The sequence below is a fragment of the Massilia cavernae genome (assembly GCF_003590855.1).
Lineage (GTDB): Bacteria > Pseudomonadota > Gammaproteobacteria > Burkholderiales > Burkholderiaceae_D > Telluria_A > Telluria_A cavernae.
In genome coordinates, this window is the sequence record NZ_QYUP01000125.1 from 41,123 (window position 1) to 61,961 (window position 20,839).

The window sequence follows — 20,839 nt, forward strand, 5'->3', positions numbered from 1 at the left end:
GCGTGATGAGCGCCGTACTCAAAGACTTGCAGGACTACCACATCGCCGACATCTCCCTGGCCGCCTGGGGCGACAAGGAAATCAAGATCGCTGAAACCGAAATGCCGGGCCTGATGGCAATCCGTGAGGAATTTGCCGCCAGCCAGCCGCTGAAAGGCGCGCGCATCACCGGTTCGCTGCACATGACCATCCAGACCGCCGTACTGATCCAGACGCTGGAAGCGCTGGGCGCCAGTGTGCGCTGGGCATCGTGCAATATCTACTCGACCCAGGACCACGCCGCCGCGGCCATCGCCAACGCCGGCACCCCCGTGTTCGCAGTCAAGGGCGAAACCCTGGACGAATACTGGGACTACACCCACCGCATCTTCGAATGGCCATCCGACGCATCGGGTCCGGTCTACTCGAACATGATCCTCGACGACGGCGGCGACGCCACCCTGCTGCTGCACCTCGGCGCGCGCGCCGAAGCCGACATCTCGGTGCTGGACAATCCGGGCTCGGAAGAGGAAATCTGCCTGTTCAACTCGATCAAGCACCACCTGGCGCGCGACGCCCACTGGTATTCGAAGCGCCTGCCGCACATCCTCGGCGTGACCGAAGAGACCACCACCGGCGTGCACCGCCTGTACCAGATGCACAAGGACGGCAAGCTGGCCTTCCCGGCAATTAACGTCAACGACTCGGTCACCAAGTCGAAGTTCGACAACCTGTACGGCTGCCGCGAATCGCTGGTAGACGGCATCAAGCGCGCGACCGACGTCATGATCGCCGGCAAGATCGCCGTGATCGCCGGCTACGGCGACGTGGGCAAGGGCTCGGCCCAGGCCATGCGCGCGCTGTCGGCGCAGGTGTGGGTCACCGAAATCGATCCGATCTGCGCGCTGCAGGCGGCGATGGAAGGCTACCGCGTCGTCACGATGGATTACGCTGCCGAACACGGCGACATCTTTGTCACCTGCACCGGCAACTATCACATCCTGACCGAGAAGCACATTCTCAAGATGAAGGACCAGGCCATCGTCTGCAACATCGGCCACTTCGACAACGAGATCGATGTCGCCGCACTGAAGAAATATCAGTGGGAAAACATCAAGCCGCAGGTCGACCACGTCATCTTCCCGAGCGGCAAGCGCATCATCCTGCTGGCGGAAGGCCGCCTGGTGAACCTGGGCTGCGGCACCGGCCACCCTTCGTATGTGATGAGCTCCTCGTTCGCGAACCAGACCATCGCCCAGATCGAGCTGTACGCCAACACCGGCAAGTATCCGGTCGGCGTGTACGTGCTGCCGAAGCACCTGGACGAGAAGGTCGCGCGCCTGCAGCTGAAGAAGCTGAACGCGCAGCTGACCGAGCTGACCGAGGAGCAGGCCGCGTACATCAACGTGCGCAAGGAAGGCCCTTACAAGCCTGAGCACTACCGCTACTAATATACAAGTAGCACCGGACCTGCCCACAAGGCGGGTCCGGCGTCTGCGCAGTACCGCGCAAACGTCCCGACACGGGCCGTCCAGAACACTTCGATTGCCGAGGCCAGACCTCGCCCTGAACATGCGCTTATTGTTGACCTGGTTGATCAATGCGGCGGCCCTGTTTGCGCTGCCTTTCCTGATGAGTTCCGTGACCGTGAACAATGTCGGCGCGGCCTTGATTGCCGCCCTCGTGCTGGGGCTGGTGAACACGCTGGTGCGTCCCGTGCTCGTGCTGCTCACCTTGCCGGTGACCATGGTTTCGCTCGGGCTGTTCCTGCTTGTCATCAACGCCTTGCTGTTCTGGGGCGTCGCGCACATGGTGGAGGGATTCCACGTCGAAGGTTTCTGGTCGGCTTTCCTGGCAGCCATCCTGTACAGCATCATTTCATGGGCGCTGTCGACCTTACTCCTCAAAGACAATGGAAACCGATAATTTCAGTATCGAATTTTTCCCGCCGAAGACCGCGGAAGGCGCCGAGAAGCTGCGCGCCACCCGCGACAAACTGGCGCTGCTGAAGCCGAAGTATTTTTCGGTGACCTTCGGCGCCGGCGGCAGTACCCAGCAGGGCACGCTCGATACCGTGCTCGACATCAAACAGGCCGGCCATGTGGCCGCGCCCCACCTGTCCTGCGTCGGCGCTTCGCGTGAATCGCTCCGCGCGATCCTGAAGCAGTTCCAGTCGCACGGCATCGACCGCGTCGTCGCGCTGCGCGGCGACCTGCCGAGCGGCTACGGCGGCGGCGGCGAGTTCCGCTATGCCAGCGAGCTGGTGGAGTTCATCCGCGCCGAAACCGGCGACTGGTTCCACATCGAAGTGGCGGCCTATCCTGAAGTGCATCCGCAGGCCCGTTCGCCGCAGGACGACCTGCAGGCGTTCGCGCGCAAGGTGCAGGCCGGCGCCGATGCGGCGATCACCCAGTACTTCTACAACGCCGACGCCTACTTTGCGTTCATGGACCAGACCCGCAAGCTGGGCCTGGATGTGCCGGTGGTGGCAGGTATCATGCCGATCACCAACTACTCGCAGCTGATGCGCTTCTCGGAGATGTGCGGCGCCGAGATCCCGCGCTGGATCAGGCTCAAGCTGGCCAGCTTCGGCGACGACAGCGCCTCGATCAAGGCATTCGGCCTCGACGTGGTCAGCGAGATGTGCGTGCGCCTGCTGAACGGCGGCGCGCCCGGCCTGCACTTCTACAGCATGAATCAGGCGGCGGCCACCACGGCGCTGTGGGAACGGCTCAGCGCGGCGCCGTCCGCTCGGTGATGACCAGGTCCAGCGCCACGTCGTGTGGCGCGTCGGGAAACACTGCCGCCGAGTGCGCGTAGGCGATCCCGAGGGTGAGGGGGCGCGGTTCGGCCTCCAGCGTGCGGTCGTAGTAGCCGCCCCCGTAACCCAGCCGGTAGCCGTGCGCGTTGAACCCCAGGCAGGGAATCACCAGCGCTTCCGGGCGCTCGACCGCGCGCAAGTCCTTCGGCACCGCGACCCCCATGCGGTCGCATTCCATCGCTTCGCCCGGCTGCCATTCGGCAAAGCCGAGGATCGCATTCTTCTCCAGCACCACCGGCAGCGCCAGCCGCACGCCGGCCGCGGCCAGGTGCCCGTAGGCCGGCAGCAGGTCGGGTTCGCCCGCCAGCGGCCAGTACACACCGATGTTTTCAAATTTGTTGTGGCGCCACCACGCCATCAGCTGTTCGCAAATGCGCGCGTCCCATTCCTGTTTCACGGCCGGATCGAGGGCGCGCCGCAGCGCGTGCAGTGCCTTGCGTAAAGACGCCTTGTCTTCCGCAACGACGGGTGTTGCGTCGCCGGCCGCGGAGGGTGGCGAGGCTGCGCTGCTGCGTGGTATTCTTGATTCGCCGGTCATGTGTTCACTGAAGTTTCGTCGAGAGTCATGTATTGAATTACCTACCGAAATTGCTAGCCGGCGCCTTGCTTGCACTTGCCTTCGCGGATCCAGCCCCGGCGCAGTCGGACCGGGTTGCGGTGCTTGCGCGCCCGGCCGACGACACCTTCATGCTGCTGCGCGAGGCCGCGCAAAAGAACGACTCCGCCAGGGCTGCCCTGCTTGCCGGGCTTCTTCCAAATTACGAGATGGCGCAGTATGTCGAATATTACCGCCTGAAACCCCGCCTGCGTACGGCGTCGCCCGACGAAGTGCGCGATTTCCTGCGCCGCCATGACGGCAGCGCGATCGCCGAACGCCTGCGCCTCGACTGGCTGGCCGAACTGGGCCGCGCGCGCGACTGGACCAATTTCGACCAGCAGCTTGCCCTGCTTGCCGGCAGCGACGACCTGCAGGTCCGTTGCTACGCGCTGATGTCGCGCCACGCCAAGGGCGAGAACGTCGCGCCGGACGCGCGCAAGCTGCTGCTGCATCCGCCCAGCTACGGCGACGCCTGCGGCGCGCTGGTGGCGGCGCTGGCGCAGTCCGGCCAGTTCGGCACGGACGACCTGCTGTTCCAGCTGCGCCTGGCCGGCGAGATGGACGCCACCGGTCCGTCGCGCCGCACCGCGCTGCTGCTGGGCGCCTCCGACACCCGTGCCGCGCAGGCGGTCGACTATCCGGCACTCGCCATGGCGCGCGGCGTCGGCGGCAACGCCAGCGAGCGCGCGATCTACCTGGTGGCCATCGGCCGCATGGCGCGCACCAGCCTGAGGCTGGCCGTGGTCGCGCTCGAGAAAAACGCGCCCGGCCTGACCCCGGTGGAACTGGCGACTGGCTGGGCCGGCATCGCGCATGCCGCCTCGCTCGCGCTCGATCCGGAGGCGCACGAATATTGGCGGCGTGCGAACGGCGCCCGCCTGAGCAACGAACAAATCCAGTGGAAGACGCGCACCGCGCTGCGCCGCCACGACTGGGCCACCGTGCGTGACACCATCGCCGCGATGCCGCCACAGCTGAGCAATGATCCGGCCTGGACCTATTGGCATGCGCGCGCGCTGCAGGCGCTCAATGGCGGCGTCCCGCGCGCGACGGCGGCAATGCCGGGCAACGGTAATAGCAACAGCAACGGCAACGGCAACGGCAACGGCCAGCCCGATCCGATCGCCATGTACCGCAGCATCGTCGACCAGAACAGCTTCTACGGCCAGCTGGCGCTGGAAGCGCTGGGCCAGAGGATATCGATACCGCCTCCCGGGCCGCCGGTGACGGCCGCCGAGGTGGACGCCATGGCTGCCAATCCCGGCCTGCGCCGCGCGCTGCGCTTCTTCAAAATGCGCATGCGCGCTGAAGGCGCGCGCGAATGGAACTGGGAGCTGCGCAAATTCAGCGAGCGCGAGCTGCTGGCGGCGGCCGAATTCGCGCGCCAGAACGACATCCTCGACCGCATGGTCAACACTTCCGAACGCACCCGCACGATGTTCGACTATACCCAGCGTTTTCCGTCGCCGCACATCGAGATCCTGCACCCCACCACCCAGGACCTGGGCCTCGACAAGTCCTGGGTGTATGGCCTGATCCGGCAGGAGTCGCGCTTCATGCTCGACGCCCGTTCCAGCGCCGGCGCGTCCGGCCTGATGCAGGTGATGCCGTCCACCGGCGACTACGTGGCGCGCAAGCTGGGACTGGACTACGTCAAGGACAAGCTGACCGACCTGCGCACCAACATCGTCCTGGGCGCCAACTACATGAACATGGTGCTCGAGCGCGCGGACGGCTCGCAGCCGGTGGCCACCGCCGCCTACAATGCGGGGCCAGGCCGGCCCAAGCGCTGGCGCGCGTCGTTAGCCGAGCCGGTCGAAGGCGCCATCTTCGCCGAGACCATCCCGTTCATGGAAACCCGCATCTACGTCAAGAACGTGATGTCCAACGCGACCAACTACGCGGCCCTGTTCGAGAACCGGCCGCAGTCGCTCAAGGCAAGGCTGGGGGTGGTGACGCCCGGCCCCAGGGGGAACAACGATCTGCCCTGATGTTTGCTAAAGTGGTATCGTTTACGGCATTGCAAGCAGTCTGGCGAAACCAACCTGCAGGGTTCCCATGAAAGACATGACAGTGGTAGTGTTCGGCGGCTCCGGCTTCATCGGCAGCCACCTGGTGGCGCGTTTGTCGATCGAAGGCGTGCGCATCATCGTCCCCACCCGGCGCGTCGAGCGGGCCAGGCACCTGACCTACCTGCCGCGCGTCGAGGTGGTCGAGGCCGACATCGGCGACGACGCCACGCTGCGCCGCCTGCTGGCCGGGCGCGACGCCGTCATCAACCTGGTCGGCATCCTGCATTCGCGCCGCGGCATGCCCTACGGCCCCGAGTTCCGACATGCCCACGTCGAACTGCCGCGCCGCATCGTTGCCGCCTGCGCGGCCGAGGGCATCAAGCGCTACCTGCACATGAGCGCACTCGGCGCCTCGGTCGACGGCCCCTCGATGTATCAGCGCTCCAAGGCCGACGGCGAAATGGCGGCGCGCAGCGAGCCAACGGTGGCGGCCACCATCTTCCGTCCCTCGGTGGTGTTCGGGCCGGGCGACAACTTCCTCAACATGTTCGCGCGCCTGCAAAAGCGCCTGCCGGTGATCCCGCTGGCCTGCGCCGACACCGACTTCCAGCCGGTCTACGTGGGCGACGTCGCAACCGCCTACACCCACGTGCTGTTCGACCCCAAGACGCGCCACCAGGTGTACGAGCTTGGCGGGCCAACCATTTACCCGCTGATCGACCTGGTGCGCCTGGCCGGCCGCTATTCGGGCCACCCGCGCCCGGTCATCCGGCTGCCGCGCTCAGTGGCCTGGCTGCAGGCGCTGTTCTTCGAGATGCTGCCCGGGACTCCGCTGATCACGCGCGACAACCTCGACTCCATGAAGGTCGATAACGTGATCGACCCTGCGATCGAGTCCTTGACAGCGGAACGCCTCGGCATCAAGCTCACGGCCATCGAAGCGGTGGCGCCGCACTACCTGTCGCCGTCCGAACCGTTCGACCAGTACCGCGCCCGCGCCGGGCGTTAACCCATCCTTTCAACCGCTACCCAGGCCACCATGCAAACGACCGAACTCGACCCGACCCTCTCGCAAACCCTCGACGACGCCCGCAAGGCAGGACTGACCCTCGTCATCGGCAACAAGAACTACTCGTCGTGGTCGATGCGTCCGTGGGTGGCGATGGTGGCGTTTAACATCCCGTTCACCGAAGTGCGCATCCTGCTCGACATGCCGGACACCTCCAGCCGCATCGCCGAATATTCGGCCGCCGGCCGCGTGCCGGTGCTGATGGCGGGCGAGATGATCGTGTGGGACAGCCTGGCGATCTGCGAATACCTGGCCGAGCAGTTCCCGGAAAAGCACATGTGGCCGCAGGACGTGGCGGCGCGCGCGATGGCGCGTTCGGTCAGCGCCGAAATGCACTCCGGATTCTCCGACCTGCGCAGCGCGATGTCGATGAACATCCGCAAGCACCTGCCGGGCCATGGCCGCACGCCGGGCGCGCAAGGCGACATCGGCCGCATCTGCGAAATCTGGGAAGAGTGCCTGTCGCGCTTCGGCCACCACCAGTTCCTGTTCGGCGACTTCTCGATTGCCGACGCCTTCTACGCGCCGGTGGTGATGCGTTTCCGCACCTATGGCGTGTCGCTGGCCCCCGCGTTGCAGGCCTACTGCGACCGTGTGGCCGCCCATCCTGCGGTGGCGCGCTGGATAGCCGAAGCGCTGGCAGAAACCGAAACCGCGGGCAAGCACGAAGACGAACTGCTGAAGTAAGGCCAATGAAGACCTATATCGTCGGCGGTGCGGTTCGCGACGAGCTGCTTGGCCTGCCCGTGAAGGATCACGACTGGGTGGTGGTGGGCGCCACGCCGGAGCAGATGGCGGCCCAGGGTTTCCGCGCCGTCGGCAAGGACTTCCCGGTCTTCCTTCACCCTCAAACCCAGGAAGAGTACGCACTGGCGCGCACCGAGCGCAAGACCGCGCCCGGCTACCGCGGCTTCGTGTTCCACACCTCGCCCGACGTCACGCTGGAACAGGACCTGGTGCGGCGCGACCTGACCATCAACGCCATCGCGCGCGGCGAGGACGGCGCGCTGACCGACCCGTTCAACGGCCGGCAGGACATCCGCGACAAGATATTCAGGCACGTGTCCGACGCGTTTGGCGAAGACCCGGTGCGCATCCTGCGCGTGGCGCGCTTCGCCGCGCGCTTCCCCGAATTCTCGGTCGCCCCCGAGACCAACGCGCTGATGCGCAAGATGGCCGAGGAGGGTGAAGTCGACGCGCTGGTGCCCGAGCGCGTATGGCAGGAACTGTCGCGCGGGCTGATGGAGCAGAAGCCTTCGCGCATGTTCGAGGTGCTGCGCGAATGCGGTGCGCTGGCGCGCATCATGCCGGAGCTCGACGCCGGCCCCGGCGCCATGGCGGTGACCGACTGCGCCGCCGGGGCGGGACACGAGCTGCCGGTGCGGTTCGCCGCGCTGGCACAAGGTCTCGATGTGCAGCCAATCGAACAGTTGTGCAAGCGCCTGAAGGTGCCGAACGACTGCCGCGAGCTGGCTGTGATGACCGCGCGCGAACGCGGCACCGTCAGCCGTGCCGACATCCTGGACGCCGACGCGCTGGTGACCCTTTTTTCGCGCTGCGACGGCTTCCGCAAGCCGCAGCGCTTCGAGCAGATGCTGCGCGCCGCCGAATGCGGCTTCCGCAGCAGTCCCTTCCCGCAAAAGAACTTCCTGCTGCAGGCGCTCGCAGCCGCGCGCGGTGTCGACGCCGGCGCCATCGCCCTGGGCTGCGGCGACGACAAGCAGGGCATTCCCGGCGCCGTCCACGCCGCCCGTGTGAATGCCGTCGAGGCCCGCTTTCGCTTGCCAGACGGAAACTATTGCTTACATTCTCGCGAAGGAAGCGCTAATAAATCCTGATATTCTTGGATTTCGGTTTGCCGCACTGGGACGGAGGAACAATGAAGGGGATTTCGCCGCGCCGTCTTGCGGTCATTGCGCTGCTGGTGGCGCTGACGGCCATGCTCGGCTACCTGTTCAACCGTACACAGGCCACCGACATCGAAGCGCAGAACCGCGTCATGCTGACGCTGCGCGAGCTTGAAAAGCTCGACGCCGAATGGACCGTCAACATCCTGCGCCTGCATGTCGGCCTGAACCCCGACTACGCCTCGCTGTCGGCGCCGCTGCCGCGCATGCGCGAACTGCAGCAGCAGCTGGCCGAGGCGCTGCCGTTGTCGCCAGGGCCGGAAACCCGCACCGCGTACACCGACATGGCACGGCGCCTGCGCGACAAGGCCACGCTGGCCGAAGAATTCAAGATGCAGAACTCGCGCCTGCGCAGTTCGCTGTCCTACTTTCCGCCAGCCATCACCGCGCTGAAGGCCGAAGTCACCGGCATCGGCGGCGCCACCGCGCCGGCGCGCACGGTGCTGGCGCTGGACGGCGCGCTCAACGCGCTGATGACCGACATCCTGCGCTACAACCTCGCTCCGGCACCCGAACTGGCGCGCAGCATCGAGCAGGACATCGCGCTGGCGGTTAGCCTGAAAGGCCCGTTCCCGCAGTCGATCCGCGACGCCATCGACGATGTCGCCGTGCACGCGCGCTTGATCCTGCGTCATCGCCAGCACGAAAACGCGCTCGATGCGCGCATCGCCGCGCTGGGCACGGCCGCAGCGATGGACCGGCTGGGGCGCCTGTTCGACCGCGCCTTCGACCAGGGCATCATCGAAAAGCAGCGCTTCCGCACCTTCCTGTTCATCTATTCCGGCCTGCTGCTCCTGCTGCTGATCTACGCCGCGCGCCGGCTGCGGCGCAGCTATACGATCATCGGCGTGGTCAACCGCAGCCTGCAGGCGGCCAACGCCACGCTGGAGCAGCGCGTGGCCGAACGCACCGCCGAACTGGAAGCGCAGGCGGAGCAGTTGAAGCAGCTGGCCGACCACGACAGCCTGACGGGCCTGATCAACTACGGCCAGTTTTCCCGCCTGCTCGACCTGGCGCTGGTGCGCGCCGCGCGCCGCGGCAACATCGTGGTGGTGATGTTCATCGACCTCGATGGCTTCAAGGCCGTCAACGACACCTGGGGCCACGCCGCCGGCGACATGGTGCTCAAGGAAGTGGCGAGCCGCGTCAAGGCCCTGCTGCGCAAGGAGGACGTGCTGGCGCGCCTGGGCGGCGACGAATTCGTGATCCTGCTCGAGGAAGTGAAGGGCAGGGAAGGCGCCGGCCGCGTAGCCCAGCTGGCGCTGGACGCCGTGCGCGGCATCACGGAGGTCGACGGGCACCTGGTGCGGATCTCGGCCAGCATCGGCATCGGCGCGACCTGCGGCGGGATCGTCACCCCGGAGGCCGGCGAAACGCTGCTGGCGGAGGCCGACCAGGCCATGTACTCGGCCAAGCAGGCCGGCAAGTCGCGCTTCGTCTTCAGCCCGGGCGCGCAGTGGGACTCCTGCCCGGCGCCGCGCACCGCTGCCCGCCAACCCGGAGCGCGCTCGGGTTAGAGTAGCGTTTGCACGCATTCCAGCGGACCGGGCTACAATAGCCGGCATGGTGCAGTGCAACATAAACCCGTAATGACGAAGGAGGGCAGATGGACGGCTTGTTCAAGAATCCATTCAACCGGTCCGGCGCGGACGGCGCCGGCGCCGGCTCGCCCGAGCCGGCCGGGAAGAAAAGGCGCACGGTGCTGGTGAAGGAGCTGAGGGAGCGCGACCGGCGCCGCATGCTCAAGCACTTCCTCGCGCTCGACGACAGCGACCGGCTGCTTCGCTTCGGCACCGTGCTGCCGGACGAGCAGGTGGAAGCCTACGTCGCCAGGATCGACTTCAGCCGCGACACAGTGTACGGCGTCTACAACCGGATGTTCAAGCTGGTGGCGGTGGGGCACCTCGCGTTCGCGCCGAAGGAACAATCGCCGGGCAAGGTGGTGACGGAAAAGGACCGGGTGGCGGAGTTTGGCGTATCGGTGTCGAAGAGCGCGCGCGGGCTTGGGATGGGATCGAAGCTGTTCGAAAGGGCGGCGATCCGGTGCCGCAACCAGGATGTGGACACGCTGTACATGCACTGCCTGTCGTCGAACCAGGTCATGATGCGCATCGCGCGCAAGGCCGGGATGGAGATCGAGCGCGAGTATGGCGAGGCGGATGCGTATTTGCGGCTGCTGCCGGCGAACCCCGCCAGCATGCTGCAGGAAGCGATCGAAGAGCAGGTCGCGAAGATTGATTACACCTGGAAGGCCAATGCGCGCGCAGCGGCCAGGCTATTCAGCTTCAAGAAATAACGGAGAGGCGCCCTACACAATCGGCAACGCCGTCGTATCCTTAATCCTCTGCAGCGCAAAGCTCGACTTCACGTCCGCCACCGCCGGATGCGACAGCAGCGTCTTCATCATGAACCGCGAGAAGTGCTCCATATCCTCCACGTGCACCCGCAGCAGGTAATCCATCTCACCGGTCATCGCGTAGCAGGCCACCACCTCCGGCCAGTGCTCCACCGACGCCGCAAAGTCCGTATGCGGCGAACTGGTCGGCCGGCGCGCCCCGGAGGCGCTGGTCGACACCTCGCTGTGCTTTTCCAGCCTCACGTTCACATAAGCCAGCAGCCCCAGTCCGATCTTGGTCGGCTCCAGCAGCGCCACATACTGCCGGATCACCCCGGTTTCCTCCAGCCGCTTGATGCGCCGCAGGCAGGGCGACGGCGACAGGCTGACCCGGTCGGCAACGTCCTGGTTCGACAGGCGCCCGTCGGCTTGTAGGATGGCAAGTATTTTGCGATCTGTTTTATCCAGCTCAATTTTTGACATAATTTCTCCAAAGCCAGCATTTGTACGCAATATTATTGCGCAAAATGGCGCGATGGGGATAGTGATTGCAATTTAATGCCCGGACTGGCGGACTATACTTGTCGCCTGATCTGAGGAGACAATCATGCAATTCACCCCATGGGAAAACCCGATGGGCACCGATGGTTTCGAGTTCGTCGAGTATGCCGCTCCGGACCCGAAAGCGCTCGGCGCGCTGTTCGAGCAGATGGGCTTCACGGCCATCGCCCGCCACCGCCACAAGGACGTGACCCTGTACCGCCAGGGCGAGATCAATTTCATCATCAACGCCGAGAAGGATTCGTTCGCGCAGCGCTTCGCGCGCAAGCACGGCCCTTCGGTGTGCGCGATCGCGATCCGCGTCAAGGACGCCGCTTTCGCCTACCGCCGCGCGCTGGAAATGGGCGCCTGGGGCTTCGATAACAAGACCGGCCCAATGGAGCTGAACATCCCCGCCATCAAGGGCGTGGGCGATTCGCTGGTCTACCTGGTCGACCGCTGGCGCGGCAAGAACGCCGCCGAAGGCGTTCAGCCGGGCGGCATCGGCGACATCAGCATCTACGACGTCGACTTCGTCGCCATTCCAGGCACGGTGGCGAACCCGGTCGGCCATGGCCTGACCTACATCGACCACCTGACCCACAACGTCTACCGCGGCCGCATGAAGGAATGGGCGGAGTTCTACGAGCAGCTGTTCAACTTCCGCGAAGTGCGCTACTTCGACATCGAAGGCAAGCTGACCGGCCTGAAGTCGAAGGCGATGACTTCCCCATGCGGCAAGATCCGCATCCCGATCAACGAATCGTCGGACGACAAGTCGCAGATCGCCGAATACCTCGACCAGTACCACGGCGAAGGCATCCAGCACATCGCGCTGGGCACCGACGACGTGTACAAGTCGGTACAGGGCATGCGCGACACCGGCATCGCCTTCCAGGACACGATCGAGACCTATTACGAGCTGGTCAACCGCCGCCTGCCTAACCACGGCGAAAACCTCGACGAGCTGCGCCGCCTGCGCATCCTGATCGATGGCCACAGCAACGCGACCGAGCGCGAACTGCTGCTGCAGATCTTCACCCAGAACGTGATCGGCCCGATCTTCTTCGAGATCATCCAGCGCAAGGGCGACCAGGGCTTCGGCGAAGGTAACTTCCGCGCCCTGTTCGAGTCCATCGAACTTGACCAGATAAAGCGCGGCGTCCTGAAGGACCCGGCCGCCAAGAGCGCCGCATAAGGCGTCATTTCAACAGCAATACCGGGCGGCCCGATTCCACAAGAAGCGCGCCGCCCGGGTGCCCATGAAGCCATCCGCTTCGGCTGCACAAAGAATTCGAATTTACGGAGACACGCAATGAACGCACCACTTGACCGTTCGGCACTGGAACCCCAGCCGTCGCACGAGATTTCCCTCGACGACAAATGGACGCTGGAGCGCGGCCGCGCCTTCATGACCGGCACCCAGGCCCTGATCCGCCTTCCGATGATGCAGCGCGAACGCGACCTGAAGGCAGGCCTGAACACCGCCGGCTACATCACCGGCTACCGCGGCTCGCCGGTCACCAGCGTCGACATGACCGCGGTGAAGGCCAAGAAGCATCTTGACGCGCACCACGTCAAGTTCCATCCCGGGATGAACGAAGACCTGGCCGCGACGGCGGTATGGGGCACGCAGCAGACCAACCTGTTCAAGGATGCGAACTACGACGGCGTGTTCTCCATGTGGTACGGCAAAGGCCCCGGCGTCGACCGCTGCGGCGACGTGTTCAAGCACGCCAACAACGCAGGCTCCGCGAAGCACGGCGGCGTGCTGGTGCTGGCAGGCGACGACCACGCAGCCAAGTCCTCGTCCACCGCTCACCAGTCCGACCACATCCTGAACGCCTGCGGTATTCCGGTGCTGTACCCGGCGTCGGTGCAGGAATACATCGACTACGGCCTGCACGCATGGGCGATGAGCCGCTACACCGGCCTGTGGGTATCGATGAAGTGCGTCACCGACATCATCGAATCCGGCGCAGTGGTGGACTTCGATCCGGAGCGCGTGCAGATCGTCACGCCGACCGATTTCGAGATGCCTGAAGGCGGCCTGAATATCCGCTGGCCGGACACCGTGCTGGACATGGAAGTCCGCATGAACACCTACAAGTGGTACGCGGCGCTGGCCTATGCGCGCGCCAACAAGCTGAACAAGATCATCTGGGACAGCCCGAAACCGAAGATCGGCATCATCACCGCCGGCAAATCCTATCTCGACACGCGCCAGGCGCTGGCCGACCTGGGCATCGACGAGCAGGCCGCGGCCGAAATCGGCATCCGCCTGTACAAGATCGGCATGACCTGGCCGCTCGAAGCGGAAGGCGTGCACGAATTCGCGGCCGGCCTGGACGAGATCCTGGTGGTGGAAGAGAAGCGCCAGATCCTCGAATACGCGCTGAAGGAAGAACTGTACAACCTGCCGGACAGCGAGCGTCCGCGCGTGGTCGGCAAGTTCGACGACACCGGCGAATGGTCGAACAAGAACCGCACCGGCCACGGCGACTGGCTGCTGCCCGCGACCTATGAGCTGAACCCGGCGCAGATCGCGCGCGCCATCGCCAGCCGCATCTCGCACTACTGCGCCGGCCATCCGGTCGAGCAGCGCGTCAAGGAACGCATCGCCTTCCTCGAAGCGAAAGAGCTGGTGCTGAAGAACGTCGCGCTCAAGCCGAACCCTGAAACCGACCGTACCCCTTACTTCTGCTCGGGCTGCCCGCACAACTCGTCGACCAAGGTGCCGGAAGGTTCGCGCGCGCTGGCCGGTATCGGCTGCCACTACATGGTGTTGTGGATGGACCGCGAAACCTCGACCTTCACCCACATGGGCGCGGAAGGCGTGACCTGGGTAGGCCAGGCGCCGTTCACCAATGAGAAGCATGTGTTCACCAACCTGGGCGATGGCACCTACTTCCACTCCGGTATCCTGGCGATCCGCGCGGCGGTGTCGGCCAAGGTCAACATCACCTACAAGATCCTGTTCAACGACGCGGTCGCGATGACCGGCGGCCAAGAGTTCGACGGCCCGCTGGACCCTGGCATGATCTCGCGCCAGATCGCTGCAGAAGGCGTGGGCCCGATCATCGTCGTCACCGACGAACCAGAGAAATACCCGGCCGACTACAACTGGGCGCCGGGCGTCACCGTGCGCCACCGTTCCGAGCTGATGGACGTGCAGCGCGAGTTGCGCGACAAGCCGGGCGTGTCCGCGATGATCTACGACCAGACCTGCGCTTCCGAGAAGCGCCGCCGCCGGAAGCGTAACGAATACCCGGATCCGGCCAAGCGCGCCGTGATCAACGAAGCCGTCTGCGAAGGCTGCGGCGACTGCTCGGTGCAGTCGAATTGCCTGTCGGTGGAACCGCTGGAAACTGAACTGGGCCGCAAGCGCCAGATCAACCAGTCGTCCTGCAACAAGGACTTCTCCTGCGTATCGGGCTTCTGCCCGTCGTTCGTGACGGTGGAAGGCGGCGCGCTGAAGAAGCCGAAGAAAGCCGCCACCGGCGAAGCATCGCCGCCGGCGCTGCCGACGCCCAAGCTGCCGCTGACCACGCAGCCTTACGGCATCCTGATCACCGGTATCGGCGGCACTGGTGTGGTTACCGTCGGCCAGATCCTGGCGATGGCTGCCCACGTCGAAGGCAAGGGCGCAATTGTGCTGGACATGAGCGGCCTGGCGCAAAAGGGCGGCCCCGTGATGTCGCACGTGCGCCTGGCCGACAAGCAGTCCGACCTGCACTCGACCCGCGTGGGCACCGGCAGCGCCGACCTTGTGATCGGCTGCGACCTGATCGTCACCGCCAGCCGCGACGCGCTGTCGCGCATGGGCGAAGGCCGCACCTACGCTGCGATCAACTCGACCGGCTCGTCGACCGCCGCCTTCGTCAAGAACCCCGACTGGCAGTTCCCGGCCGAGTCGTCGAAGGGCGAGATCATGCGCGCCTGCGGCGCATCGAACGTGGACTTCGTCGACGCCGGCCAGATGGCCACCGCGCTGATGGGCGACTCGATCGCGACCAACATGTTCATGCTCGGCTACGCATGGCAAAAGGGCCAGGTGCCGCTGTCGGAAGCATCGATCCTGAAAGCGATCGAGCTCAATGGCGTATCGGTAGGCTTCAACAAATCGGCCTTCAACTGGGGCCGCACCGCTGCCCACGACCTCGCATCGGTGGCGCGCATGACGGTGCCGGCCAAGGTGATCGAGTTCAAGCGCACCCAGACGCTGGACGACATCGTCAACCGCCGCGTCGAGCTGCTGACCGCCTACCAGGACGCCGCCTACGCGCAGCAGTACAAGTCCTTCGTCGACCAGGTGCGCGCCGAGGAAGAGAAACTGGGCAAGGGTACGCGCCTGGCCGAATCGGTCGCACGCTACTACTACAAGCTGATGGCGTACAAGGACGAGTATGAAGTCGCCCGCCTGTACACCGATGGCGCGTTCAAGGAAAAGATCGCGGGCATGTTCGAAGGCGACTACAAGGTCAAGTTCCACCTCGCGCCGCCGCTGCTGGCGAAGCACGACAGCAAGGGCCAGCTGGTCAAGCAGGAGTTCGGCCCGTGGATGATGAAGGCGTTCGGCGTGCTGGCCAAGCTGAAGGGCCTGCGCGGCGGTGCGTTCGACGTGTTCGGCTACACCGCCGAGCGCAAGATGGAACGCGCGCTGATCAAGGAATACCGCGAGACGGTCGGTGGCCTGCTGCCGAAGCTGAATGCGGTGAACCTGTCGCAAGCGGTGGCGATTGCCAGCATTCCGGAAGACATCCGCGGCTATGGCCACGTGAAGGAGCGTCACCTGAAGGCGGCCAAGGCGAAGGAAGCTTCGCTGCTGGCCAATTTCGGCAAAACGATCGAGGTGTCGCGAGTGGCGTAAAACCTTAAACCCGTAGGGCGGACAAGCGCAGCGCCTCCGCCGAATGCATGCGATAACACGACGCGTGCCTTCGGCGGAGGCGCTTCGCTTTTCCGCCCTACGAAGAACAAAATCACGTTATGATCGAATGAATAAAGGAGACTGTGCATGACCCACCAAGCCAAAGGCACCTTCACCGTCAAGCTCCACCCCGCGCCAGCCGACGAAGGCCGCATTCCCGTCAATCGCCTGTTCCTCGACAAGGAATACACCGGCGACCTCGTCGCAACCGCCCAGGGCGACATGCTCTCCGCCGGCAACCCCGCCGACGGCAGCGCCGCCTACGTCGCGATCGAACACGTCAGCGGCACCATGAACGGCAAGCAGGGCGGCTTCTCGCTGGCCCATTCCGGCATGATGGACAAGGGCGAGCAGCACCTCACGATCACCATCGTCCCCGGTTCCGGCACCGGCGAGCTGGAAGGCATCGCCGGCAAGCTCACGCTGACGATCGTCGAGCGCCAGCATCATTACGAGATCGACTACACCTTGTAATAACGCCAGCAGCGGCGGTACAACAACGCTAAACGCCGTTACATTTCGTTGTGATTTGGCGGCGCGAAGCCGTCTATAATCGCCCGGATGATTTTATCCAGATTCGCCATTGCCGGTTTCGCCATTACGTTCGCTCTCGCTGGTTGCGGCGGCAGTCCAGGCACCCCGGCCGTACAGCCGGCGCCAGAACCGGTCCCCGTCCCGACGCCATCGGAACCGCTGCCCGGACCCGCGACACCCGAACCACCGTCCAAGCCGACCACCGTCTTCCTGACGCACTGGAACCTGTGCGCCGCGCCACGTACGGAGATGAACTCGAACAACCTGCCATACCCTGACCGGCAGGGCACGCTGGCCGACGAGATGACCTTCCTGCGCGGCTGGATCGACGAATCCTATCTCTGGTACCGCGAGGTACCCGCCAACCTGCGCGCCGAGGACTACAAGGCCCCGGTCGACTACTTCAACGTGCTGAAGACCTCCGCGCTGACCGCATCCGGCAAGCCGAAGGACAAGTACCACTTCAGCTACGACAGCGCGCGCTGGGAGGCCTTGAACTCGAAGGGCGTCGAATTCGGCTACGGCGTAGCGTGGTCGCGCAGCACCAACGCGGGCGCCCCGCGCACCTGGCTGGTGACGACCGTCGAACCTGGCGCTCCAGCGGATGCCGCAGGCCTGCGCCGCGGCGACCAGCTGCTCACTGTCGATGGCGTCGACTTCGTCAACACCGCCGACGCCGACGCGATCGCGAAGATCAACGCCGGCCTGTTCCCGAAAACCTTGGGCGAGGTCCACCAGCTGACGGTGAACCGCAAGGGCACGATCGTCCACGCATCGCTGGCCGCCTCCAGCGTGTCGACGGTTCCGGTCAAGAACACCAAGGTGATCGACACTCCGACCGGCAAGGTCGGCTACCTCACCTTCGCCAACCACAACGCGGTGTCGGAGTTGCAGCTGATCGAATCGATCGAGCTGTTCAAGGCAGCGCAGATCGACGACCTGGTGCTCGACGTGCGCTACAACGGCGGCGGCCTGCTGTATATCGCGAGCCAGCTGGCCTACATGATCGCGGGTCCGGATGCGACCACCGACCAGGTGTTCGAGCAGCCGATCCACAACGACAAGATCACGCGAAAGCCACCGATTCCCTTCCGCGCCACCGCCTATGGCTTCGCGGCTCCGCGCCGGGCCACCGCCGGCATGAAACTGCCTTACCTCGGCCTCAAGCGCGTGACGCTGCTGACGACACCCGGCACCTGCTCGGCGAGCGAGTCGATCATCAACAGCCTGCGCGGCGTGGATGTGGAAGTGAACCTGGTCGGCGGCCAGACCTGCGGCAAGCCTTACGCCTTCACGCCAACACCAAACTGCGGCACCACTTACTTCGCAATCGAGTTCATGGGCGTGAACGCCAAGGGTTTCGGCGACTTCGCGGACGGCTTCGCGCCGACCTGCGCGGTGCCGGACGATCTCGATCACGCATTGGGCGATACCCAGGAGGGCATGCTGGCTGCGGCGCTGAAGTACCGCGAGACCAATGCATGTCCGGCGCCTGCGGCAGCGATGCGTGCAAGCGCGCGGCCGCTGCAGCTGGTGCGCGAGCCGGTTGACGAAATCTCGATTTACACCCGGCCGCGCTAACGCCCAGTCAGTGCTGGCCCGGCGCCGCCGCAGCCTGGGCGCTTGCGGGCAGCGGCTCGAACGCCTCCGCGGTCAGGGCGGTGTTTGCATACTGGTCGAAGCGCGACACCTTGCCGTCCCTGATGGTGAAGATGTGGACCCACGGGCTTTCGTACTCCCGCCCCGTCGATCGTACCCGCCACTTGCCCTGGCCGGTCACCACCACCCTGTCGTCCTCCGCAATGAACGCCGTCGGCTCGAAGCGGAGAACGTCTTGCGACTCGTGGAGCTTGGTGAAGAAATCCGCCAGCTCATTTTTTCCGCGATAGCAGCCCGTAAACGGAATCGGCGCCCACTCTTCCGCGGTGCATTCGACGTCATCGTCGAAAGCGTCCAGGACCCCGTCCATATCCATGTCTTGGTATTTCTGATAGGCACCCATCACCAACTGCTTGTTTTCTTGTGCATTCATCGCAGTCCTCCCGAAAGTTGTCATTACAGATTAGGAAACTGCACAGCCGGAGTCAATCTGATCGGCCCAGAATTGTTCAGATAAATCCGGCCTTGTGCCTGACTGCAACGGCGCAAACGCGACTATAATTTCCGCCTGCCGCGCCCATGCCCGGCATTTCACAACCTGCCGGAGCCCAGTCGATGATCCGTACCGCATTAGTGCTTGCCTTGCTGTCCGCCGTACCCCTTTCCCACGCCGCCAAACTGGAGACGATTTCCGAGCAGTCGGGGTTCCAGCGCACCGGGCGTTACGATGAAGTGATCAAGCTGTGCGGCGATTTCCAGCGCGCGTATCCGAAGCAGGTGAAGTGCATCGACTTCGGCCGCACGCCTGAAGGCCGGACGATGAAGGCGCTGGTAGTCACGCGCGCCGGCGCGTTCACGCCGCAGGCGGCGAAGCAGCGCGGCCTGCCGGTGGTGCTGATCCAGGGCGGCATCCATGCCGGCGAGATCGACGGCAAGGACGCGGGCTTCTGGGCGCTGCGCGACCTGCTGGACAACAAGGCGGCGCCTGGCGCGCTTGACAAGCAGGTGCTGGTGTTCGTCCCGGTATTCAACGTCGACGGCCACGAGCGCTTCAAGGAATGGAACCGTCCGAACCAGCGCGGCCCGGTTGAAATGGGCTGGCGCGTCACGGCGCAGAACTTCAACCTGAACCGCGACTACGTGAAGGCCGATTCGCCCGAGATGCAGGCGATGCTGGCGCTGGTGAACGCATGGGATCCATTGGCTTACGTCGACCTGCACGTCACCAACGGCGCCAAGTTCGAGCACGACGTATCGATCCAGGTGGAGCCGGTGCATTCGGCCGACGTCGAGTTCCGCAAGGCCGGCCTGCAGCTGCGCACCAACGTGCTGGCCGATATCGAGAAGCAGGGCTCGATGCCGCACGCGTTCTACATATCGTTCGCCGAAACCGACAACCCGCAATCGGGCTTTGTCGACGGCGTGTCCGACCCTCGCTTCTCGACCGGCTACTTCCCACTGCGGAACCGCCTTGCGATGCTGGTGGAGACCCACTCATGGAAGGATTATCCGACCCGGGTGCGGGTGACCCGCAACACGGTGGTATCGGTACTGGTGAATGTGGCCGAACACGGCAAGGCATGGCAGAAGGCCGCGTATGAAGCCGACGCCCGCGCCATCAAGCTGGCCGGCTCTACGCTGCCGCTGACCTACAAAGCCACCGACAAGGCGCGCATGATCGACTTCCGTGGCTACGAATACACGCGCACGCCGTCGGACGTGTCTGGCATCCTGATGACGCGCTACGACGAGACCAAGCCGCAGATCTGGCGCGTGCCGGTGCGCGACGAGATCGTGCCGAACGTGATGGCCACCGCGCCCAAGGCGGGCTACATCGTGCCGGCCGCACACGCGGCGATGGTGTCCGCGAAACTGAAGCAGCACGGCATCAGCTTCCGCACGCTGGACAAGGCGAGCGCAAAGGCCGATGTCGAAACCTACCGCGCCGACACGGCCACCTTCGGCGCAGGCTCGCTCGAATCGCACCAGCGCCTGACCACGGCCGGCAGCTGGAAACCGGAAGCGCGCGCGCTGGGCAAGGGTTCGCTGTTCGTGCCGGTGGCGCAGCCGAAGGCGCGCCTGGTAGTGGCGATCTTCGAGCCGGCATCGCCGGACTCGCTGCTGGCATGGGGCGCCTTCAACAACGCATTCGAGCGCAAGGAGTACATGGAAGAATACGTCGCCGAGGACGTGGCGCGCGAGCAGATGGCCGCCGATCCGGCGCTGGCTGCGGAGTTTAAAAAGCGCATCGAAACCGACGAAGCTTTCGCCAAGAACCCGCACGCCCGCCTCGAGTTCTTCGCGCGCCGTCATACATCGTGGGACGAACGCTTCAACCTGTATCCGGTAATGCGCGCCAACGTAACCCCGCAATAACGCCACGCCCCGTTGGGCGGATAAGCGCATGGCGCGCATCCGCCGCGCGAGGCACTGCACCATTCAGGGCACATCCTTGCCGCGCACAGGTTCCTCGCCGGGATGGTAAGGGTGCGCCGATGCGTCAACCTCTGCCCGC

17 protein-coding genes are annotated in these 20,839 nt (G+C 64.9%); 14 read left to right on the plus strand and 3 right to left on the minus strand.

All coding sequences use genetic code 11. From position 1 onward, the window contains the following. The first annotated feature begins 5 nt into the window (after positions 1-5). From ahcY to metF, 3 genes are all read left to right on the plus strand, one after another. Positions 6-1,430, plus strand: a complete 1,425-nt coding sequence (gene ahcY / locus D3872_RS16730) for an adenosylhomocysteinase (protein WP_119811871.1) — start codon at positions 6-8, stop codon at positions 1,428-1,430. A gap of 121 nt (positions 1,431-1,551) precedes the next feature. Next, positions 1,552-1,905 (plus strand): phage holin family protein, encoded by a 354-nt coding sequence (locus D3872_RS16735; protein WP_119811872.1) that lies wholly within the window; start codon positions 1,552-1,554, stop codon positions 1,903-1,905. Then, positions 1,892-2,737 (plus strand): methylenetetrahydrofolate reductase [NAD(P)H], encoded by an 846-nt coding sequence (gene metF / locus D3872_RS16740; protein WP_119811873.1) that lies wholly within the window; start codon positions 1,892-1,894, stop codon positions 2,735-2,737. Before D3872_RS16735 ends, metF begins: the two co-directional genes overlap by 14 nt. Here metF and D3872_RS16745 read toward each other — a convergent pair. Next, complete coding sequence (locus D3872_RS16745; RefSeq protein ID WP_119811874.1) at positions 2,712-3,338, minus strand: 5-formyltetrahydrofolate cyclo-ligase; 627 nt, start codon at positions 3,336-3,338, stop codon at positions 2,712-2,714. The genes metF and D3872_RS16745 overlap by 26 nt on opposite strands. Positions 3,339-3,370: 32 nt before the next feature. On the opposite strand from D3872_RS16745, the gene D3872_RS16750 reads away from it, so the two are divergent. The 6 genes from D3872_RS16750 (at position 3,371) to D3872_RS16775 (ending at position 10,682) form a co-directional block, all read left to right on the plus strand. Beyond that, a complete protein-coding gene (locus D3872_RS16750; RefSeq protein ID WP_119811875.1) occupies positions 3,371-5,389 on the plus strand; it encodes a lytic transglycosylase domain-containing protein in 2,019 nt (672 codons plus the stop codon). 67 nt (positions 5,390-5,456) lie between these two features. Next, complete coding sequence (locus D3872_RS16755; protein WP_119811876.1) at positions 5,457-6,419, plus strand: complex I NDUFA9 subunit family protein; 963 nt, start codon at positions 5,457-5,459, stop codon at positions 6,417-6,419. Between the two features lie 30 nt (positions 6,420-6,449). Beyond that, positions 6,450-7,166, plus strand: a complete 717-nt coding sequence (locus D3872_RS16760; protein ID WP_119811877.1) for a glutathione S-transferase family protein — start codon at positions 6,450-6,452, stop codon at positions 7,164-7,166. 5 nt (positions 7,167-7,171) lie between these two features. Next, positions 7,172-8,317 carry a tRNA nucleotidyltransferase/poly(A) polymerase-related protein gene (locus D3872_RS16765; protein WP_119811878.1) on the plus strand — a complete coding sequence of 382 codons (1,146 nt, stop codon included), beginning with the start codon at positions 7,172-7,174 and terminating at the stop codon, positions 8,315-8,317. Positions 8,318-8,358: 41 nt separating this feature from the next. Then, a complete protein-coding gene (locus tag D3872_RS16770) occupies positions 8,359-9,903 on the plus strand; it encodes a DAHL domain-containing protein (protein WP_119811879.1) in 1,545 nt (514 codons plus the stop codon). Between the two features lie 89 nt (positions 9,904-9,992). Beyond that, positions 9,993-10,682 carry a GNAT family N-acetyltransferase gene (locus D3872_RS16775; RefSeq protein ID WP_119811880.1) on the plus strand — a complete coding sequence of 230 codons (690 nt, stop codon included), beginning with the start codon at positions 9,993-9,995 and terminating at the stop codon, positions 10,680-10,682. Positions 10,683-10,694: 12 nt separating this feature from the next. On the opposite strand, the gene D3872_RS16780 is transcribed toward D3872_RS16775, so the two are convergent. Continuing rightward, positions 10,695-11,204 (minus strand): Lrp/AsnC family transcriptional regulator, encoded by a 510-nt coding sequence (locus D3872_RS16780; protein ID WP_119811881.1) that lies wholly within the window; start codon positions 11,202-11,204, stop codon positions 10,695-10,697. Between the two features lie 124 nt (positions 11,205-11,328). Here D3872_RS16780 and hppD point away from each other — a divergent pair, with 124 nt between their 5' ends. The 4 genes from hppD (at position 11,329) to D3872_RS16800 (ending at position 18,306) form a co-directional block, all read left to right on the plus strand. Beyond that, positions 11,329-12,459: a 4-hydroxyphenylpyruvate dioxygenase gene (gene hppD, locus D3872_RS16785; protein WP_119811882.1), complete on the plus strand. Its 1,131-nt coding sequence runs from the start codon at positions 11,329-11,331 to the stop codon at positions 12,457-12,459. A gap of 117 nt (positions 12,460-12,576) precedes the next feature. Beyond that, on the plus strand, positions 12,577-16,131 hold the full coding sequence (locus D3872_RS16790) for an indolepyruvate ferredoxin oxidoreductase family protein (protein WP_119811883.1): 3,555 nt from the start codon (positions 12,577-12,579) through the stop codon (positions 16,129-16,131). 147 nt (positions 16,132-16,278) lie between these two features. Next, positions 16,279-16,665: a DUF3224 domain-containing protein gene (locus D3872_RS16795; protein WP_119811884.1), complete on the plus strand. Its 387-nt coding sequence runs from the start codon at positions 16,279-16,281 to the stop codon at positions 16,663-16,665. 87 nt (positions 16,666-16,752) lie between these two features. Continuing rightward, positions 16,753-18,306, plus strand: coding sequence for a S41 family peptidase (locus D3872_RS16800; RefSeq protein WP_119811885.1), 1,554 nt, complete (start codon positions 16,753-16,755; stop codon positions 18,304-18,306). Positions 18,307-18,313: 7 nt separating this feature from the next. Here D3872_RS16800 and D3872_RS16805 read toward each other — a convergent pair whose 3' ends face one another. Further along, complete coding sequence (locus D3872_RS16805) at positions 18,314-18,757, minus strand: nuclear transport factor 2 family protein (RefSeq protein WP_182915833.1); 444 nt, start codon at positions 18,755-18,757, stop codon at positions 18,314-18,316. Between the two features lie 182 nt (positions 18,758-18,939). Between D3872_RS16805 and D3872_RS16810 the strand changes: the two genes are divergently transcribed. Then, positions 18,940-20,700 (plus strand): M14 family metallopeptidase, encoded by a 1,761-nt coding sequence (locus D3872_RS16810; protein ID WP_119811887.1) that lies wholly within the window; start codon positions 18,940-18,942, stop codon positions 20,698-20,700. Positions 20,701-20,839 lie beyond the last annotated feature (139 nt).